The sequence below is a fragment of the Sulfitobacter geojensis genome, from assembly GCF_000622325.1.
GTDB classification, from domain to species: domain Bacteria; phylum Pseudomonadota; class Alphaproteobacteria; order Rhodobacterales; family Rhodobacteraceae; genus Sulfitobacter; species Sulfitobacter geojensis.
The window spans coordinates 425,291-443,593 of record NZ_JASE01000005.1 but is presented as its reverse complement, the minus strand read 5'-3'; the positions used below and the strand labels follow the sequence as shown (position 1 = coordinate 443,593).

At 57.5% G+C, this 18,303-nt stretch carries 17 protein-coding genes; 11 read left to right on the top strand and 6 right to left on the bottom strand.

What is annotated here, in order from left to right; translation table 11 throughout:
* Position 1: 1 nt before the first annotated feature.
* Positions 2-682: a transporter substrate-binding domain-containing protein gene (locus Z947_RS0104190; RefSeq protein WP_037938690.1), complete on the top strand. Its 681-nt coding sequence runs from the start codon at positions 2-4 to the stop codon at positions 680-682.
* Here Z947_RS0104190 and Z947_RS0104185 read toward each other — a convergent pair.
* The 4 genes from Z947_RS0104185 to Z947_RS0104170 all read right to left on the bottom strand — a co-directional run bounded on the left by Z947_RS0104185 (position 679) and on the right by Z947_RS0104170 (position 5,965).
* Positions 679-1,647, bottom strand: coding sequence for a D-2-hydroxyacid dehydrogenase family protein (locus Z947_RS0104185; protein ID WP_025043063.1), 969 nt, complete (start codon positions 1,645-1,647; stop codon positions 679-681). The genes Z947_RS0104190 and Z947_RS0104185 overlap by 4 nt on opposite strands.
* Before the next feature lie 26 nt (positions 1,648-1,673).
* Positions 1,674-2,765 carry a 4-oxalomesaconate tautomerase gene (locus Z947_RS0104180; protein WP_025043062.1) on the bottom strand — a complete coding sequence of 364 codons (1,092 nt, stop codon included), beginning with the start codon at positions 2,763-2,765 and terminating at the stop codon, positions 1,674-1,676.
* Positions 2,762-4,789, bottom strand: a complete 2,028-nt coding sequence (locus Z947_RS0104175) for a tripartite tricarboxylate transporter permease (protein WP_025043061.1) — start codon at positions 4,787-4,789, stop codon at positions 2,762-2,764. The genes Z947_RS0104180 and Z947_RS0104175 overlap by 4 nt, the downstream gene beginning before the upstream one ends.
* A 69-nt stretch (positions 4,790-4,858) precedes the next feature.
* Positions 4,859-5,965 (bottom strand): type 2 periplasmic-binding domain-containing protein, encoded by a 1,107-nt coding sequence (locus tag Z947_RS0104170; protein WP_037939159.1) that lies wholly within the window; start codon positions 5,963-5,965, stop codon positions 4,859-4,861.
* A gap of 139 nt (positions 5,966-6,104) precedes the next feature.
* Here Z947_RS0104170 and Z947_RS0104165 point away from each other — a divergent pair, with 139 nt between their 5' ends.
* From Z947_RS0104165 to Z947_RS0104140, 6 genes are all read left to right on the top strand, one after another.
* Positions 6,105-6,773 carry a response regulator transcription factor gene (locus Z947_RS0104165; RefSeq protein WP_025043059.1) on the top strand — a complete coding sequence of 223 codons (669 nt, stop codon included), beginning with the start codon at positions 6,105-6,107 and terminating at the stop codon, positions 6,771-6,773.
* 2 nt (positions 6,774-6,775) lie between these two features.
* Entirely contained in the window at positions 6,776-8,140 is a 1,365-nt protein-coding gene (locus tag Z947_RS0104160; protein ID WP_025043058.1) for a sensor histidine kinase, read from the top strand.
* A gap of 283 nt (positions 8,141-8,423) precedes the next feature.
* The gene (locus Z947_RS0104155; protein ID WP_025043057.1) at positions 8,424-9,563 is read left to right on the top strand and encodes a phosphoserine transaminase; all 1,140 of its coding nucleotides are present in this window, start codon (positions 8,424-8,426) and stop codon (positions 9,561-9,563) included.
* An 87-nt stretch (positions 9,564-9,650) separates the two neighbouring features.
* Positions 9,651-11,246 (top strand): phosphoglycerate dehydrogenase, encoded by a 1,596-nt coding sequence (gene serA / locus Z947_RS0104150; RefSeq protein WP_025043056.1) that lies wholly within the window; start codon positions 9,651-9,653, stop codon positions 11,244-11,246.
* A 74-nt stretch (positions 11,247-11,320) separates the two neighbouring features.
* Complete coding sequence (locus Z947_RS0104145; protein ID WP_037938687.1) at positions 11,321-12,058, top strand: metallophosphoesterase family protein; 738 nt, start codon at positions 11,321-11,323, stop codon at positions 12,056-12,058.
* 64 nt (positions 12,059-12,122) lie between these two features.
* A complete protein-coding gene (locus tag Z947_RS0104140) occupies positions 12,123-13,301 on the top strand; it encodes an acetyl-CoA C-acyltransferase family protein (protein WP_025043054.1) in 1,179 nt (392 codons plus the stop codon).
* Between the two features lie 6 nt (positions 13,302-13,307).
* Here Z947_RS0104140 and ubiB read toward each other — a convergent pair whose 3' ends face one another.
* Together ubiB and ubiE are read right to left on the bottom strand one after the other, a co-directional pair.
* Entirely contained in the window at positions 13,308-14,840 is a 1,533-nt protein-coding gene (ubiB, locus tag Z947_RS0104135; RefSeq protein WP_025043053.1) for a 2-polyprenylphenol 6-hydroxylase, read from the bottom strand.
* Positions 14,837-15,580 (bottom strand): bifunctional demethylmenaquinone methyltransferase/2-methoxy-6-polyprenyl-1,4-benzoquinol methylase UbiE, encoded by a 744-nt coding sequence (ubiE, locus tag Z947_RS0104130; RefSeq protein ID WP_025043052.1) that lies wholly within the window; start codon positions 15,578-15,580, stop codon positions 14,837-14,839. The genes ubiB and ubiE overlap by 4 nt, the downstream gene beginning before the upstream one ends.
* 93 nt (positions 15,581-15,673) lie before the next feature.
* On the opposite strand from ubiE, the gene mutM reads away from it, so the two are divergent.
* The 4 genes from mutM (at position 15,674) to rpsT (ending at position 18,288) form a co-directional block, all read left to right on the top strand.
* Entirely contained in the window at positions 15,674-16,525 is an 852-nt protein-coding gene (mutM, locus tag Z947_RS0104125) for a bifunctional DNA-formamidopyrimidine glycosylase/DNA-(apurinic or apyrimidinic site) lyase (RefSeq protein ID WP_025043051.1), read from the top strand.
* Positions 16,526-16,590: 65 nt separating this feature from the next.
* Positions 16,591-17,367 (top strand): enoyl-CoA hydratase, encoded by a 777-nt coding sequence (locus Z947_RS0104120; protein WP_025043050.1) that lies wholly within the window; start codon positions 16,591-16,593, stop codon positions 17,365-17,367.
* Between the two features lie 3 nt (positions 17,368-17,370).
* A complete protein-coding gene (locus Z947_RS0104115) occupies positions 17,371-17,787 on the top strand; it encodes a VOC family protein (protein ID WP_025043049.1) in 417 nt (138 codons plus the stop codon).
* A 237-nt stretch (positions 17,788-18,024) separates the two neighbouring features.
* Entirely contained in the window at positions 18,025-18,288 is a 264-nt protein-coding gene (gene rpsT / locus Z947_RS0104110; protein WP_025043048.1) for a 30S ribosomal protein S20, read from the top strand.
* The last annotated feature ends 15 nt before the right edge of the window (positions 18,289-18,303 follow it).

Genomic DNA, 18,303 nt, shown 5'->3' with positions numbered 1-18,303 from the left:
GATGCAGGCGGAATTGAAAACACTGGCACACGACGGTGTGCTGCGCGTCGCAATCAATACTGGCAATCGCGCCTTGGTCCATCAGGACGGCGATCAACTGAGGGGCGTCAGCCCCGCGCTGGCCAAAAGACTGGCGGACGAGATCGGGGCCCGCATGGAGCCTGTTATCTATAGCGGTGCAGGCAAAGTATTTGATGATGCACACCTTGATAAATGGGACGTAGGGTTTCTGGCAATCGACCCAATGCGTGCCGAAAAAATTGCCTTTACCGAACCCTATATTGTGATCGAAGCGACCTTTGCGGTGCGCAGCGATTCCGCATTTGTAGACGTCGAAGATGTCGATGCAACCGGCGTAAAGATCTTAACGTCGACCGGTTCGGCGTATGACATGCATCTGACCAAAAACCTGCAGCACGCAACACTGGAGCATTTAGGCACACCGCCCGAAAGCTTTGAAGAATTTCGCGCAGGCCGGTGCGATGCCGTCGCCGGTGTTCGTGCCTCGCTAGAGGCCGCGTTTTCAACATCGCCGGACGTTCGCATCCTGACCGGCGTACTGACCTCGGTCCGTCAGGCGATGGTACTGCCTGATAGTACCGATCCGCGCATCGCCGCGCTTAATGGTTTCGTAGCCCAAGCCATATCGGACGGGTTCGTTGAGGCCGCGCAAACCGCTTAAGGAAATACCTCGGGGTTGATCATATGAATAGGCGCGCCAGCCGCGTAGGCGTTGATCTGATCAAAGATGTCAGAGAACTGAAGGTCGAACTCGTCCTCGGTCACAAATCCGATGTGAGGGGTGGCCAACACATTGGGGTGTGTCAACAGGATGTTTGACGTATCAGTCAGTGGCTCATGATCAAAAACATCGACAGCGGCGTGCAGTTGATCCTTTGCCACTTCCGCCTCAAGGGCGCCGGTCTCGACCAGACCGGACCGCGAGGTGTTTACGAAAAGCGCACGGGGCTGCATCTGCGCCAGATCAGCAGCAGTGATCAGACCGCGCGTTTCCGGCTTGAGCCGTACGTGAATACTGACAATATCTGATGTCGCAAAAAACGCGTCGCGCGACGGCGCAACGGTCTCACCCGCCGCAAGAGCACGGGAGCGGCCAGCCTCTGATCCCCACCATTGCACGTTGATACCCAACGCCTTGGCATATTCCGCGACCGCACCCGCGATGCGCCCATACCCATAAAGCCCAAGCGTTCTGCCGCGCAGCGTGCGACCAACGCCGGATTGCCAGTGGCCCGCCTTGATCGACGCCGTCTGCTGCGGGATCTGGCGATAGCTGGCAAGGATCAGCGCCAGTGTATGCTCTGCTGCTGCATAAGACGGCGCGCCCGCGTGCATGTTGGAGCTTAGCAGGACGCCATGCGCCGTACATGCGGTCACATCCACATGGGGATAAACGCTGCGCTGGGAGATCAGCTTGAGGTTTGGCAAACCCGCCAGCAATTCAGCACCCACTTTTGTGCGCTCGCGAAACAGAACCAGCGCCTCGGCGTCTTGCATCCGCGCGGCAAGCTTGACCGGATCGGGTTCATGGTCAGTCCAGACGGTGACCTCGTGATCGTCAAGTTTCGCAAAGCAGGGCAAACCGCGCAGCGTATCGAACCAATCGTCAAGAATGTGCACTTTCATCGGTCTATTCCTCGTTACATGCGGTGTTACACGCCAGCCCATACTGATTGAGGGACAAAAACACTTCCACTGGCAATTTTGCGAGCTGTGCGGATCAAACCTGCGGATTTGATCTGAAACCCTGCATCGGTTTGCGCATAGTCTACCATGACATCGATGCTGCCCGAGGCATGCTCTAGCGTGATGGGCGCAGGTGTTTCGTTCGGTTTGGCCGCCATCCCCTCCGCAACCGTGCCGGGCGTGAGCACACAAGCAGCAAGGCATTGCGCGCCTGTCACCGCCATCGTCGGATGAGTGTTCCACGGCATGAAATAACGGGTCGCAATGGTGCCCCCCGCACGGGCGGGTGCCAATAGCCCGAATTTGGGTGTAACAGATTCGCTGACATCGCCCATTCCCATCAGCGCACCGGCTTTGATGCGCAGGGCTTCCATCTTGGCAAAGAAACTGCGGTTTTCATCCAGCTCGGCCGCACTCTCATAACCGGTCAGGCCAAAATCGCTGGCCTTGGCGATCACCATTGGCATGGCGACATCCATGCAGGTCACAGCGATACCGTCGATGACATCAACCAGATTGCCCGTGGGCAGAAATGCTCCCGTAACGCCGCCGACTGTTTCCATGAACTGCAAAGCTACGGGTGCCGACGTGCCCGGCACGCCATCAATCTGCGCATCGCCCTGATAGCTGACCTTGCCGCCCGGCGTTTGCACAACGGCGGCAACCCGCGCTTCGGTATTCACGGCGCGAATGTTAACAGCTGTCTCGCCGTCTTGCGCTGCCACCAACCCCATTTCAATGGCCGCAGGGCCAACACCAGACAAGATGTTCCCGCAGGTCGGTTTGAAATCTACCAGGCGGTCCTCAACGCTCACCTGCGCAAAGAAGTAATCGACATCGGCCCATTCATCATCGGATTTCGATAGCATTGCGACCTTGGTTGTCACCGCAACGCCACCACCGATCCCGTCGATATTCAGCGGATGGCCTGAACCCACGATAAAGATGAGCACCTGCGCCAAGCTTTCCAGATCTTCGGGCAGGTCAGCCCGGTTGAGGTATGGACCGCGCGAAGTGCCGCCGCGCATGAAAAGGAAAGGGATTTCTGTCTGGGTCATGTGAAGGGCCATGGCAAAGTGAAGTATTCCTGTAACAGACCGGGCGGGAAATCACGGTTCAGCAGCCACGCCATGGCACAAATGAACGCAAGGCCCGCGGCGGTGTATCCGGCGGCAAAGACCATGCTGACCCGCGCACGGATCACCATGAAGGCGAATAGGAAGATCGTCAGCGCAAGGATGAAGCCGAGCAGAGAGGTCAACACCAACAGCGCAGCAAACCACGCCAGCGTTGGCCACAAACCATGGGTCGCCTGCGCGTCTTCGCCATTCAGCTCGCGATCGGCAAAGATCGTGTGCGTCTCGGGCTTGAGCATCATCTGGATGACAAGAAACGCACATCCGATAAGACAAATGCTTGCCACAAAGATCGGGAAGGTCCGGTCGCGGCTGTAGCTGGGGATCGCATTCGCGTCATAAAGAGCATAGCCGATGAAGGCGGTGACCAGCAGCATAAAGACCATCGGCGCGCGTTTGGAGCCTGCTGTGATGTCACCTTCGGCCATGATGTGTTTGGCCTGACGCAACCCCAGCACGACGGAGATCACTGTGATAACCAGCAAAACAATAACGATGGGTGAGAAAATATAGTCGATCCCCTCGCCGAACCCTTTGCGGAAGCGTGATTGCGCGATCTGAATGGCTTGGTTCGCGTAGTTTTCGGCAGGGTTTGACAGGACGAAGCCGATAAGGAACGCGGGACGCGACCAGTCAAACCGCCGCATGAGGATGCCGAGGAATCCGATCGCGAACAGTGCCACGAGGTCCATCAGGTTTTGGCCCGATTGGAACGCCGCAAAGCTGATGATCATGAACAGGAAGGGTGCCAGCAGAACAAAGCGGATTGTTGTCAGCTTTGCGATGCCACCAGAGGCAGCGATACAAATAACTGTGCCAACCACGTTGGCCAGTGCCAGCAGCCATACGATCGCATAGGTGATATCGAGGTTGTTTTTCAGCATCGCAGGGCCAACTTCGATCTGGCCAGATCCCAGCAGGGCAATCGCACCGATAAAAATCGCCATAGAGCCTGAGCCGGGGATCCCGAAAAGCAAGGTGGGTACCAGCCCGCCGCCCTCTTTGGCGTTATTCGAACTCTCCGGCCCGATTACGCCGCGGACTTCGCCTTTGCCGAAGTTGGATTTGTCTTTCGTCGTTTGCACCGCGTGGCCATAGGCAATCCAGTCAACCACGGACCCGCCAAGACCGGGGATAACGCCCACGATAACCCCGATGATGGAACACCGTACAGACAGCCAGATATTGGCAAACCAGTCTTTGACACCATCGATCCAGCCACCGCCGATTTGCGGCTCTTCGCTGATGGCGCGGTCCTGGCGCAGCAGCGAGATGATCTCGGGGATGGCAAAGATACCAAGACCGACAATCACCAGTTTCAGCCCGTCAGTCAGATAAGGGTAATCGTAGGATGACATCCGCAGATCGCCCGAAGAGGCACCTTCGCCGATCATACCGATCAACATGCCAAGGCCTGCCGCGACAATCCCTTTGATCGGGATGCGGCCCGCAAGAATGCCGACCATGGACAGACCGAAGATGGTGATCATTAACAATTCAGGGGTGCGGAACTCCAGCACGATGGGGCGTGCAATCAGAATGAACACCGTCAAAAAGCTGGCCCCGACCAACCCGCCAAACAAGGATGAGGCGAACGCCGCTGAAAGCGCACGTGCAGCCATGCCCTTTTTGGCCATGGGAAAGCCGTCCAGCACTGTCGCCTGACTGGCCGAGGACCCCGGAATACCCATCAGCACAGAGGCGAATGTGTCAGATGTCGGAACAACCGCAACCATGCCGATCATTAGCGCCAGGCCCAAAATCGGGTCCATGCCGAACATAAACGGCAGCAAAAGCGATAGGCCTGCAATGCCGCCCAATCCCGGGAACACGCCGATACACAGGCCCATCAGGACGCCCATGACCAGATATCCCAACACAACAGGTTGCAAAATCAGCGTCCAAGCGTCGCCGAATGCAGGCAGAGCCTCCATGATGATTTCCATGAAATGATCCTCCCACTTTCCTTGGGTAAACGCCCCACCCCTGCGGGCGGGGCGCTCAAAAAGGAAAGTTTAGTTCAGCGAAACGCCGTATTTTTCCTGCAGCCAGTTCACGATGAACGCTTTGGCTTCGGGGGATACTTTGGTCGCGCTCGCTTTGGCTGTTTCAGCTGCGGCACCGGTCATCTGGGGGTATTTGCCCAAACGCTTTCCCGAGATTTCAGCGAAATCAGGGCGTGCCTTGATCGCCTCGAAAGCGGCGGTGTAGGTCGCCATAGCGTCAGGGGTCGCACCCTGTGGCAGGAACACCATCTTTTGTGCAGGGAAACCCGCAATAAAGAACGCTTTCCACGCCTCCCATTTCTCGCCAGAGGTCTCGCATCCTTCGGTGGCATCACAGACTTCCTTGAACGTCGGTGTGTCCGGGAATGTGGGGTCACGCACGATGTTGCCCGCATCATCCAAGGCACCCCAGGTCATCATCGGGACAGCAGTGCCCGCTTCGACCAATGGCGTTACGCCAGACAGGTAGGAAGAAGACGTCTGATAGTCGATGTTGGCTTCACCACGCTCAAACATCAAACGGCCGTCACCGCGACCCTTGATGCCCATGACGCTTTCGACGTTCAGGCCCAGCATTTCCCATGCCAGTGTCGGGACCAGGTCAAGGCGTGTGGCCCCTTGGTTGCCATAGATAAAATCAGTGTCTTGCAGACCGGAGGCGTCTCGGCCGTCCATCTTCTCTGCCAGTTCTGGCGGCAAATAGGCCACGCCGCCGGTGCCGGAGGCAAGAACAACGTTCCAGTCAGCGTATTCGAATTTCACCCGCGGATCGCCCAACAGATAAGGGAACTGAGTCGAGCCTGAAGAACCGAAGATCAGCGTGCCGTCCTCATAAGACTGCTCTTGGAAAAAGTTGGCACCCTTGGTCGAGCCCGCACCTGGCATGAACTTCACAACAACAGTCGGCTGGCCTGGCAACGCCTCGGACAGCAGTGGCGCATAGAAGTTGGCCCATTTAGCGGAACCGCCAGTCTCGGAGAATGGAATGATCCATTCAACGGTTTTGCCCGCCAGATCGATGCCATGACCGCCAGCATTCGCTTGCAGACCAAATGTTGCAGCAGCCGCAGCGACAAGGCTCACGGCCACGCGGCGCGTGGTTTTGAAAATGGACATATATTCCTCCCGGTTTTGCATGCCCCTTCTCCCAAAGGGACCAATTTCGAATCGTTCCGGGGGTGTCCGCCCCCGGTTGATGTATGCCTTTTGACCTGCGAACCTTGCACCAGACTTGCATTATCGGGATTCATTCAACGTGCGGATCACACTGGTCGAGGACAACGTCAGCCTTGCAAAGGGTATCACCTACCGTCTTGAGGACGCTGGCCATGCTGTAGATGTGCTGCATGACGGCAGCGCAGCGGAGGGGTATCTGGCCCACGATCAGGCTGATTTGGTTATCCTTGATATCAATCTGCCAGGTCAGGACGGGCTGTCGCTGCTCAAGCAAATGCGCGGGCGGGGCGATACCAGACCGGTGATCCTGCTTACCGCGCGAGCGGATACAGAAGATCGGGTGACGGGCCTTGATGCGGGGGCGGACGATTACCTGATCAAACCGTTCGAGATGGCAGAGCTGGAGGCGCGTGTGCGGGCCCTGTTGCGCAGGCGTGATATCCCCCAGCAACAGTTACGCACTTTCGGCGCGTTGCAGTTTGACCCTGCTGCGCGGCAGTTGTTCGACGGTCAGACCGAAATAGACCTACCGCGCCGCGAGATGTCTGTCTTTGAATGTCTCTTGGCCGCGGAAGGGCGCACGGTTTCAAAAACCGCCGTTCTGGATCATGTCTATGGCGTGGGGGCCGATGTCGAAGAGACCGTTGTCGAAGTCTATGTTTCGCGCTTGCGCAGCCGCCTGAAACAATACGGGATCACGATCCGTACGCGGCGCGGTCTCGGGTACCAGATGTCAGCCGAGACATGACAATGAAGCTAAAGTCCCTGCGCGCGCGGCTTACCTTGATCATTCTGCCGCCGCTTCTGGTCATCTCTCTTATCGCTGCTGCGTGGCAATTCGATACAACGACAGACCGGGCTGAAAACATTTTCGACCGCGGTCTCTTGTCCGCAGCGCTTGCAATCTCGCGCGATGTGGCCTTGTCGGATGGTGACGCGATCAGCCCCTCTACGCAGCGGCTTTTAAACGACACATCCGGTGGGCCGATCTTCTACCATGTCTATGCGCCTGACGGGGTGTTTGTGACCGGTTACTCAACGCCGCCGGTTCTGCCAAGCGCTTTGCGCGATGAGCCAACCGACCCTCAGTATTACAACAGCACCTATCAAAATGAAAACGTGCGCGTATTGCGCTATCGCGACAGTACCGTGGTCAGTGGTGTGGCGGGTGTTTTCAGTATCACAGTCTGGCAAAGCGCGCAGGTACGCAGCAGCTTTGTGCGCGATGTCCTGTCACGCTCCTTTGCCGTGATTACACTGCTTGTGCTTTGTGTCGCTGTGGTGGTCTGGTTTGGCGTCGGGCTGGGACTGCGCCCCCTGCTTGATCTCGAACGCGCCATCGCAGAACGAAGCCCAACCGAGCTTAAGCCCATCCGCCGTGCTGTGCCTGTAGAAGCGCAGGGGCTCGTGAGTACGCTCAATGCTTTGCTCGACCGCATTTCGCGAAGGATCAGTTCCAAAGATGAATTCATCTCCAACGCCGCGCATCAACTCAGAAACCCCGTTGCAGGCGTGCTCGCGCTAGCTGAAGCCGTTGAAAACGCGCCAAACCCGAACGCGGCACAAAAGCGTAGTGCCGAATTATTGCTTGCCGCAAGAGAGGCAAGCGATCTTACGAATAAGCTTTTGTCATTCGAACGCGCAAGCGGCACAGATATTCTGCGTTCAGGACAACCTGTTGAACTCGGCGCTTTCGTCCGCAACGTCGGCAGCGCGTTTGTCCAGCAACACCTCGAGAGTGAGGTATCGCTGACCTATGACCTTCCTTCAGCGGAGGTGACTGTAACAGGGGATAAAACCATGTTGCATGAAGCTGTGCTGAACCTGCTGACCAACTCGATCATCCACGGCGGTAAGGATCTGACACAGATTACAATGGAGTTGTCACAGGGCGGAGGAAACGCAACTTTGATCATCACCGATGATGGCACTGGCATCCCTGCTGATCGCCACATTGCAGCGCTGAGCCGCTTTTCACAAGCAAGTGGTGGACCAGGCAGTGGCTTAGGGCTGCCTATTGCAAGCAGAGTGATGGAAAATCATGATGGGCGCTTGGAGCTTATCGAAAGCGCTTCAGGCGCTTCGATCAGGCTAACGATACCTCTCGCGCGCTAAGGTCTAACCCTGCCGATCTGTCGCCTACGGCTCCCTCTTTCACAATCGGGGTCTGCGAGTCTGGTTTGCAATTCTACGCGCCAGTGCTCTGCCTCAAATCCAGATCCGCTTGTGTCGGATATGCGCCAATAGGAAACACGCGTTCCTGCATCGGTCTGTAAAAGACCACATTTCCCTAAAACCCGCGTCCCTTTGCCTGTTGCTGTTTTTACCGGTGTTCCGTATGTCCGGCGGTGGGACACCCTTCCCCAACGAAGGGCGCATATCTGAAAGGATAGCATCAATGGCTACTCAACTACCGGCAACGCGGCCGGCCAATCCGCGTTTTTCATCAGGCCCCTGTGCCAAACCCCCCGTATTCGATTTGCAGAACCTCGCGGACGCGCCTTTGGGTCGCAGTCACCGTGCGGCCGAAGGCAAATCCAAACTGCTTGAGGCGATCGAGACCACCCGCGAGATTCTGGGTGTTCCGGCCGACTACAAGATCGGTATCGTACCTGCATCCGACACCGGCGCATTCGAGATGGCCATGTGGTCCATGCTTGGTGAGCGCCCTGCCGAGATGGTCGCGTGGGAATCATTCGGCGCAGGCTGGGTCACAGATGTGGTCAAGCAGCTGAAGATTGAGGCGACCACCCATACCGCCGACTACGGCGAAATCGTCGATATGACGACCCTGAATTATGACAATGACGTTTGTTTTACATGGAACGGCACGACTTCCGGCGTGCGCATGGCAAACGGTGATGCGATCCCTGCCGATCGTGCCGGTCTAACCCTTTGCGATGCAACTTCTGCTGCATTTGCTATGGATTTGCCCTGGGACAAGCTCGATGTGACGACTTTCTCCTGGCAGAAAGTTCTGGGCGGCGAAGCGGCCCACGGCATGTTGATCCTCAGCCCACGTGCAGTCGAGCGGCTGGAAAACTATACACCAGCATGGCCACTGCCCAAGATTTTCCGCCTGACCAAAGGTGGGAAACTTATCGAGGGTATATTCAAGGGTGAGACGATCAACACCCCTTCGATGTTGTGTGTTGAGGATTACCTGCAAGCGCTGAAATGGGCCAAATCCGTCGGTGGCCTGAAAGGGCTGATCGCGCGGGCAGATGCGAATGCACAGGCGATTGCCGATTTTGTCGAACAGCACGACTGGATCGAATTCCTTGCCGCTGATCCGGCAACGCGGTCGAACACCTCTGTGTGCCTCAAGTTCAATGACGACCGCATCACTGATGGTGCGGCATTCGCCAAGGCAGTTGCAAAACGTCTGGCCGATGAGAACGTCGCGCTTGATATCGGCGCCTACCGTGATGCCCCTCCGGGACTGCGCATCTGGTGTGGTGGCACGGTTGAAACCTCCGACATCGCAGCGATGCTGCCGTGGCTGGACTGGGCATTCAACGCCGAAATCGACGCCTGATCGCAGGCGGGAGCATTCCCGCCTTCCCCATATACCGTAGGGCGGGGTTCACCCCGCCACCCCCTATTTGATTAAAGGACCAACACCATGGCCCCCAAAGTACTCATCTCCGACAGCCTCAGCGAAGCAGCTGTTCAGATTTTCCGCGACCGCGGCATCGACGTCGATTTCCAGCCTGACCTTGGCAAAGACAAGGACAAGCTGGCCGAAGTCATCGGCAACTACGACGGTCTTGCCATCCGCTCCGCGACCAAGGTCACTGAAAAGATCCTCGCCAATGCGCCAAACCTCAAGGTGATTGGCCGCGCAGGGATCGGGACGGACAACATCGACAAAGACGCGTCCTCCAAAAAGGGTGTGATCGTGATGAACACGCCTTTCGGCAACATGATCACCACCGCCGAGCACGCCATCGCGATGATGTTTGCCGTTGCACGCCAGATCCCCGAAGCCAGCGCCTCAACGCATGCCGGCAAATGGGAAAAGTCCAAGTTCATGGGTGTCGAGCTGACAGGCAAGACGCTGGGCGTGATCGGTGCAGGCAACATCGGCGGTATCGTTTGCGACCGCGCACGCGGCCTCAAGATGAAAGTTGTGGCCTATGACCCCTTCCTTGGCGAGGAAAAGGCCGAGAAGATGGGCGTTGAGAAAGTCGAGCTGGACGAACTGCTGGCCCGCGCCGATTTCATCACGCTGCATGTCCCCTTCACCGATCAGACAGCGAACATCCTGAGCCGTGAGAACCTTGAAAAAACGAAAAAAGGCGTACGCATCATCAACTGTGCGCGTGGCGGTCTGGTGGACGAGGAAGCGCTGGCCGATCTGCTGAAGTCCGGTCACGTTGCTGGCGCGGCCTTTGACGTGTTCAAGGAAGAGCCCGCTAAGGAAAACCCGCTGTTCAACCTGCCGAACGTTGTGTGCACACCCCACCTTGGTGCGGCAACAACCGAGGCGCAGGAAAACGTAGCTCTGCAAGTGGCCGAACAAATGTCGGATTATCTTCTGACAGGTGCGGTCAGCAACGCGCTGAACATGCCATCCGTCACCGCCGAAGAAGCAAAGGTCATGACCCCGTGGATCAACCTTGCCGGACACTTGGGTGCCTTTATCGGCCAGATGACGGATGAACCGATCAAGGCGATCAACATCCTTTATGATGGTACAGTATCCGAAATGAACCTTGAGGCACTGAACTGTGGCGTTGTTGCAGGCATCATGAAACGGGCCAATCCGGATGTGAACATGGTCAGCGCCCCCGTGGTTGCCCGTGAAAAGGGCATTCAGATCAGCACGACCAATCAGGACAAATCAGGCGTATTCGACGGCTACATCAAGGTGACTGTTGTTACGGAAAAACGCGAACGCTCTGTCGCGGGTACCGTATTTTCCGATGGAAAGCCGCGCTTTATCCAGATCAAAGGCATTCAGGTCGACGCCGAAATCGGCGCGCATATGCTTTATACCACCAACGAGGACGTGCCGGGTATCATCGGGACCTTGGGTCAGACCATGGGCGAAAACGGCGTGAACATCGCGAACTTTACCCTTGGCCGGTCCGAGGCAAAGGGCGAGGCGATTGCGCTGCTTTATGTTGATGAACAGGTGCCTGCACCGGTCATCGACAAGCTGGCCGCTACAGGCATGTTCAGACAGATCAAGCCACTTCAATTCGACGTGGCCTGACACTCATTCCAGTGTTAGAGACACAGCGCCCGTCCCATTCTGGGGCGGGCGTTATTTATGACGGGGTGCCCCAAATGACGACATCAATTTATGCCGTTGGCGATATTCACGGACAACTGACCGAATTGCACCGCGTGCTTGGCTTGATCGAAGCGGACGGCGGGCCGGATGCGGAAATCGTTTTTCTGGGCGATTACACGGATCGGGGACCCGACAGCAAAGGCGTGATCGACCTGTTGGTCGAAGGACAGGCGCAGGGGCGCAACTGGACCTATTTGCAGGGCAACCATGACCGCATGTTCCATTGGTTCATGCGCGACTACCCCCAGCACGAAGCCTATCTGCCGGTCGAGCGCTACTGGCTGCACCCGCGTCTGGGCGGCGATACGACGCTGGCCTCTTATGGTGTTGAATTTACCGAACGTTCGCGCATGCTGGACGTGCATAAAATGGCGCGCGATGCTGTGCCGCAGTCCCACATCAAATTCTTGCAAGAGGCGGTTTTATCCCACGAAACAAAGGCGCTGTTCTTTGCCCACGCCGGCATCCGCCCCGGCGTTGCCCTGGCTGAGCAGGACGAAGAAGACCTGCTTTGGATTCGCAAAGAGTTTCACGTTGATCCGCGCATGCACCCGAAACTGGTTGTGCACGGGCATACACCAGTGGACGAACCGCGCCATTACGGCAATCGCGTCAATCTTGATAGCGGTGCAGGATATGGCAAACCCATGACCGCGGCGGTGTTTGAAGGCACTGATTGTTGGGTGCTTGATGCCGGCGGTCGCACAAAGTTGGTGCCAAATCCGACGTAGGGTTTACCTATCGCAGCGGTCCCTTTGCCCCTATTCATAAAGGCAACACTTTGGGGGACATATCATGAGCACTGAAATCGTTATTCTGGGCGGCGCGCGCACTGCGATCGGCACTTTTGGCGGGGCGCTGGCCGGGACTGCACCGGTTGATCTGGGTACTGTGGTGGCCAAGGCCGCGCTTGAACGCGCTGGGGTCGAGGCCGGCCAGATCGGGCATGTGGCCTATGGTAACGTGATCAACACCGAACCGCGCGATATGTATCTGTCTCGCGTCGCCGCGATGCAGGCAGGTATCCCCGACAGCGTGCCCGCGATGAATGTGAACCGGCTTTGCGGTTCGGGCGTGCAGGCGATTGTTTCAGCCACCCAGTCCCTGATGCTGGGCGATGCGGAATTCGCGCTTGCGGGCGGGTCAGAGAATATGTCGCGCTCCCCCTATATTCTTTCGGGTGCCCGTTGGGGCCAGAAAATGGGCGATGTGGCAACCGTGGACATGATGTTGGGTACGCTGAACTGTCCGTTCGGGACGGGTCATATGGGCGTCACTGCGGAAAATGTCGCGGCAGAACATGACATCAGCCGCGCGGATCAGGACGCATTTGCGTTGGAAAGCCAACGCCGCGCCGCCGCCGCGATTGAAGCGGGTTATTTCAAGGATCAAATCACGCCGGTCGAGGTGCGTGTGAAACGTGACATGGTCCCGTTCGAGGTGGACGAACACCCCAAAGCGACGACAATCGACGCGCTGACCGGTTTGCGCACCGTATTTCAAAAAGACGGTACCGTTACGGCAGGCAATGCCAGTGGCATCAACGACGGGGCAGCCGCGGTTGTGCTGGCCACAGCAGATGCGGCTGCGCGCGCCGGTCTGACACCACGTGCGCGGGTCATCGGTTATGCCCACGCGGGCGTGCGTCCCGAAGTGATGGGCATTGGTCCTGTGCCAGCGGTGCAAAATCTGTTGGACCGTACAGGGCTGAAAGTGACGGATTTCGACGTAATCGAAAGCAACGAAGCCTTTGCATCGCAAGCCTTGGCGGTCAGCAAGAACCTTGGGTTCGACCCGGCAAAGGTGAACCCGAATGGCGGTGCCATCGCATTGGGTCATCCGGTGGGCGCAACCGGTGCGATCATCACCGTCAAAGCTCTGTACGAACTGGAACGTACGGGCGGCAAACGTGCGCTGATCACCATGTGCATCGGTGGCGGTCAGGGCATCGCATTGGCGATCGAACGGATTTAACCCCGCCTATAAAAGGGCGTCGATCACCAACAACGCCCCGACACCGGTTACCGCGCCGACAAAGCCCGCAAGGACAAACCAGCGTTTGCGCGGGCGACGGTCCACCTGTGGCGGGTTGGTCTGGCGCATTAGGGCATCCTCGACCAGACCAGGTAAACGCGGGCCAAAGCGGGCCAGCACCATTGCCGTGTTCGCCAGATCGGTGACAACGGCACGCGGCCCGATGGATTTGCTGATATAGTCGGTCACAATCGGGCTGGCGACTTCCCAGATGTTCATATTCGGATTCAGCGACCGTGCGACCCCTTCAACAACCACCATGGTGCGTTGCAAAAGAATCAGCTCGGTGCGTGTTTCCATTCCGAACCGTTCGGTCACTTCAAACAGATAGGCCAGCAGCCGCGCCATGGAGATATGTGTGGCGCTCATCCCGAAAATCGGTTCGCCCACCGCACGCAGGGCGCGGGCAAATTCATCCACATCTTTGTCGGCGGGCACATATCCCGCTTCGAAATGCACCCGTGCGACACGTTTGTAATCCCGCCGGATAAAGCCGAACAGGATCTCGGCATAAACGCGGCGGGTGTATTCGTCGATGTGTCCCATGATGCCGAAATCATAGGCGATAATATCACCGTTTGGCGCGACCTTCAGGTTGCCTTGATGCATGTCCGCATGAAAATACCCGTCGCGCAGCGCGTGACTGAGGAACAGTTGCAGCACCCGATTGCTGAGTGCAACGCGGTCATGTCCCGCCGCATCGATCGCGGCGTTGTCGCCCATCGACACGCCGTCTGCCCACTCCAGTGTCATCACACGGCGCGAGGAGTGATTCCACATAATCGCCGGCAGCTGGAAACCTTCGTCTTTGACCGTGTTGGCCGCGAATTCGGACGCGGCAGCACTTTCCAGCCGCAAATCCAACTCGCCGCGCACCACACCGTCGAAATGTTCGATCACTTCCATCGGGCGCAACCGGCGCGAACCGGGGGAAAACAGTTCAACCAGACGGGCCGCCAGATAAAAGGCGTCGATGTCCTTACGAAATGCCTTTTCGATACCGGGGCGCAACACTTTGACAGCGACGTCCGCGCCTGTGTCGACCAAAGTGGCGCGGTGGACTTGCGCAATGGATGCCGCAGCAACCGGCGCGCTGAATTCGGAAAATATCTGGTCCAGCGGCAAACCCAGTTCTTGTTCAACCGCGGCTCTGGCCTGTTCTGTCGAAAACGGGGGCAGCTTGTCTTGCAAAACACGCAACTGCACGGCGAGCTCGTCCCCCACAACATCTGGGCGGGTCGACAGAACCTGCCCGAATTTGATGTAGGCCGGACCAAGCGCGGTTAACGCACGGGTGGCGGGCGGCATGGTCGGATCACCCCGATACCCCAGAAACTTGAACGGCAGGCCCAGCGCACGCGCGACGAAGCGCAAGGCCGGCGTCGCCTCGAAGGCGTCCAGCACGACGTTCATCGCGCCGGCACGTTCCAGTGTCGCGCCGGTGCGGATCAGCCGCCAGATATTATGCGGGCCCCTCAAAGTTTCCAACCCGAATGCAGGGCGGCGATGCCCATGGTAAGGTTACGGTATTTCGCCTGATCAAAACCGGCCTCGCGCACCATGCCAAGAAAGGTTTCTTGGTCGGGGAAGTTCCGAATGGATTCAACAAGGTACTGATAGCTATCGCGGTCATTCGCGATCAACTGTCCCATCCGCGGGATCACATTGAAACTATAGGCGTCATAGGCTTTTTGCATCATCGGATTCGGCAGTTGGCTGAACTCAAGTACCATCAGGCGGCCCCCCGGACGCAAGACGCGGTAGGCTTCGTTCAATGCCTCCTGCGGGCGGGTGACATTGCGGATGCCAAAGCTGATCGTATAAACGTCAAACGTGTTATCCTCGAACGGCAGCGCCATCGCGTCACCCACAACCCAGTCAAGACTGTCGGCCATCGCATCCGCTTCGGCGCGTTTGCGCCCCTCGACAAGCATCCCTTCGGTCAGGTCACACACGGTCGCATGGCCGGACCCTGCACGTTTCAGGAACTTAAACGACACATCCCCCGTGCCGCCGGCCACATCCAACAGCTTTTGTCCGGCACGCGGGGCCAGCCAATCCATCATCGCCTCTTTCCAGATGCGGTGGATGCCGACGCTCATCACGTCATTCATAATGTCGTATTTATTGGCCACGTCGGAAAACAGGCTGCGCACCATGCCCGCCTTGTCGTCCTCGGGTACAGTTTGAGAACCGAAATGGGTTGTCTTGTCGTTCATGGCATGCGTCCCGATATTGTCAAAGACGAGATATAGCGCCAGAGCTTCAGATACAAACAGCCAATTGCCGCAGGGCCACGGGAAGGAACGCCAATGCCAGAGTTACCCGAAGTAGAAACCGTGATGCGCGGGTTGGCCCCTGCAATGCAGGGGGCGGTGATTGCCCAGGCGGATGTGAACCGGCCCGATCTGCGCTGGCCGTTCCCGGCGGACATGGCAGGCCGGTTGACGGGGCAAACCGTGCTGCAACTGCGCCGGCGGTCCAAGTATATTCTGGCGGACCTGAGTTCGGGAGAATCACTGCTGATCCATCTGGGGATGTCAGGGCGCATGTTGGTGTCGGGCGATCCTTTGGGCCAATTTGTGCGCGAACACCCCATGGCCGAAAAACACGATCATGTCGTGTTTCACATGGCGAACGGGGCGCGGATCACATTCAACGATCCGCGTCGTTTCGGTGCGATGGATCTGTTGGATACAGCAACCGCGGCGCAGCATAAATTGCTGGCCGTGCTGGGGCCCGAACCGTTGGGCAACGATTTTCACGAGGCGCATTTGATTGCCGCATTCAAGGGGCGCAACACGCCCGTAAAATCCGCGCTGCTGGATCAGCGGATCATCGCAGGGCTGGGAAATATCTATGTCTGCGAAGCACTTTACCGCGCCGGCATTCATCCCGCCCGCAAGGCTGGCAAACTGTCGCGCCCCCGCGTCGCCGCCCTTGTCCCGATCATCCGCGACGTTCTGGGCGAGGCGATCCAAGCGGGGGGATCGTCGCTAAAGGATTTTCGTCAGGCAGATGGAGAACTGGGGTATTTTCAACATAGTTTTGATGTTTATGGGCGCGAAGGTGCGCCCTGCAAAAGCCCCGAATGCACACAGGTGATCAAGCGGATTGTCCAGTCGGGACGCTCGTCTTTCTACTGTAGTCAATGCCAAAGATAGCTTGAAACGGTACGAACCCGTGGTATGCAACAACGCCAGAGCGGAACAACAAAAGAGCATTCTTGATGGCTTATGAAACGATCACGCTAGATGTCGACAATCATGTGGCTCTTGTCACCCTTAACCGGCCTGACGCGCTGAACGCGCTGAACGATGTGCTTATGGGTGAACTGGCTGATGCCTTGCGGGGCTGTCAGGACAACGACAAAGTCCGCTGCATCGTGATCACCGGATCGGAAAAGGCTTTTGCCGCCGGTGCCGACATCGCGATGATGAAGGACAAGTCGTTTGTTGATGTCTTTTCAGGCGATCTTTTCACACCGGAGACCGAACAGATCATGCGGGTCCGCAAACCGATCATCGCTGCCGTATCCGGCTATGCGCTGGGCGGGGGATGCGAACTGGCGATGATGTGCGACTTTATCATCTGTTCGGAAACCGCGAAATTCGGCCAGCCGGAAATCAACCTCGGCGTTGTTGCTGGCATCGGGGGCACGCAGCGTCTGACCCGCTTGGTGGGCAAGTCCAAAGCAATGGACATGAACCTAACGGGCCGCTTTATGGATGCCGCTGAAGCGGAGCGTTCCGGTCTTGTCTCGCGCGTGGTGCCTGTGAAGAAACTGATGGAAGAGGCGCTGGCCGCTGCCGGCAAGATTGCCGAGAAATCTATGATGTCCGTGATGGTCGTAAAAGAAGCAGTGAACCGCGCATATGAGGTGCCATTGCGCGAAGGCCTGTTGTTTGAACGCCGGATGTTCCATTCACTGTTCGCGACCGAAGACCAGAAGGAAGGTATGTCCGCCTTTATCGAAAAGCGCGAGGCGCAGTTTCGGGACAAATAGCGCATGATTGCTTACGTCACGGTCGGCGCTGACGATATCCCACGTGCGCGCCGGTTTTATTCGGCCTTCCTGCCAGAGCTTAATTACGGGTTAAAGGAAGGCACCGAGGGGCTAAGCTTTGTGCTCCCCGTGACATCAGATCAGCGCCCCGTTTCGCCGGATTTCTATGTGAAGCCCACATTTGACGGGCGTCCGGCATCATCTGGCAACGGAACCATGGTTGCCTTTGAAGCCGACAGTCAAAGCCAGGTTCGCGATCTACACGCCGCCGCTCTGGCCGCAGGCGGATTTGACGAGGGCCAGCCGGGGTTTCGGGCGGACTACGGTCCGAATTTCTATGTGGGCTATCTTCGCGATCCGCAGGGCAACAAGATCGCGCTGTTTTCCAGCAACCCCGACGAACCCGGACGGGACGGATAAAACCGAACAGATTGCGCTGCTTGGTTTGCAGGGTGTCGAAGGTTAGGGCACCCTCAATCCGCCATCCACACGGCACACCTTTACAACCTGACCCTAATCCCGCTATAGCCCAGCTCATACATGCGCGTGCAGCCCGCTCAGGCTAGAATCACCTTCCCCGACGGGGAACCGTTTCAAAGCGGTCAGGGTTTGGCGTCACGCGTCGAAATTTTGAATATGACCCAAAGGTAGATCCGCATGGCCAATACACCACAAGCCAAAAAACGCGCACGTCAGAACGAAAAGCGCTTCCAAATCAACAAAGCACGCCGTTCGCGTATCCGCACGTATCTGCGCAAAGTTGAAGAAGCCATCGAATCCGGTGTTAAAGACGACGCAGTTGCCGCACTGAAAGCGGCCCAGCCAGAGCTGATGCGCGGCGTGACAAAAGGGGTGTATCATAAGAACACCGCTTCTCGAAAAATGTCCCGTTTGGCGGCACGCGTTAAAGCGATCGCATAAGAATCGTGATTCTCG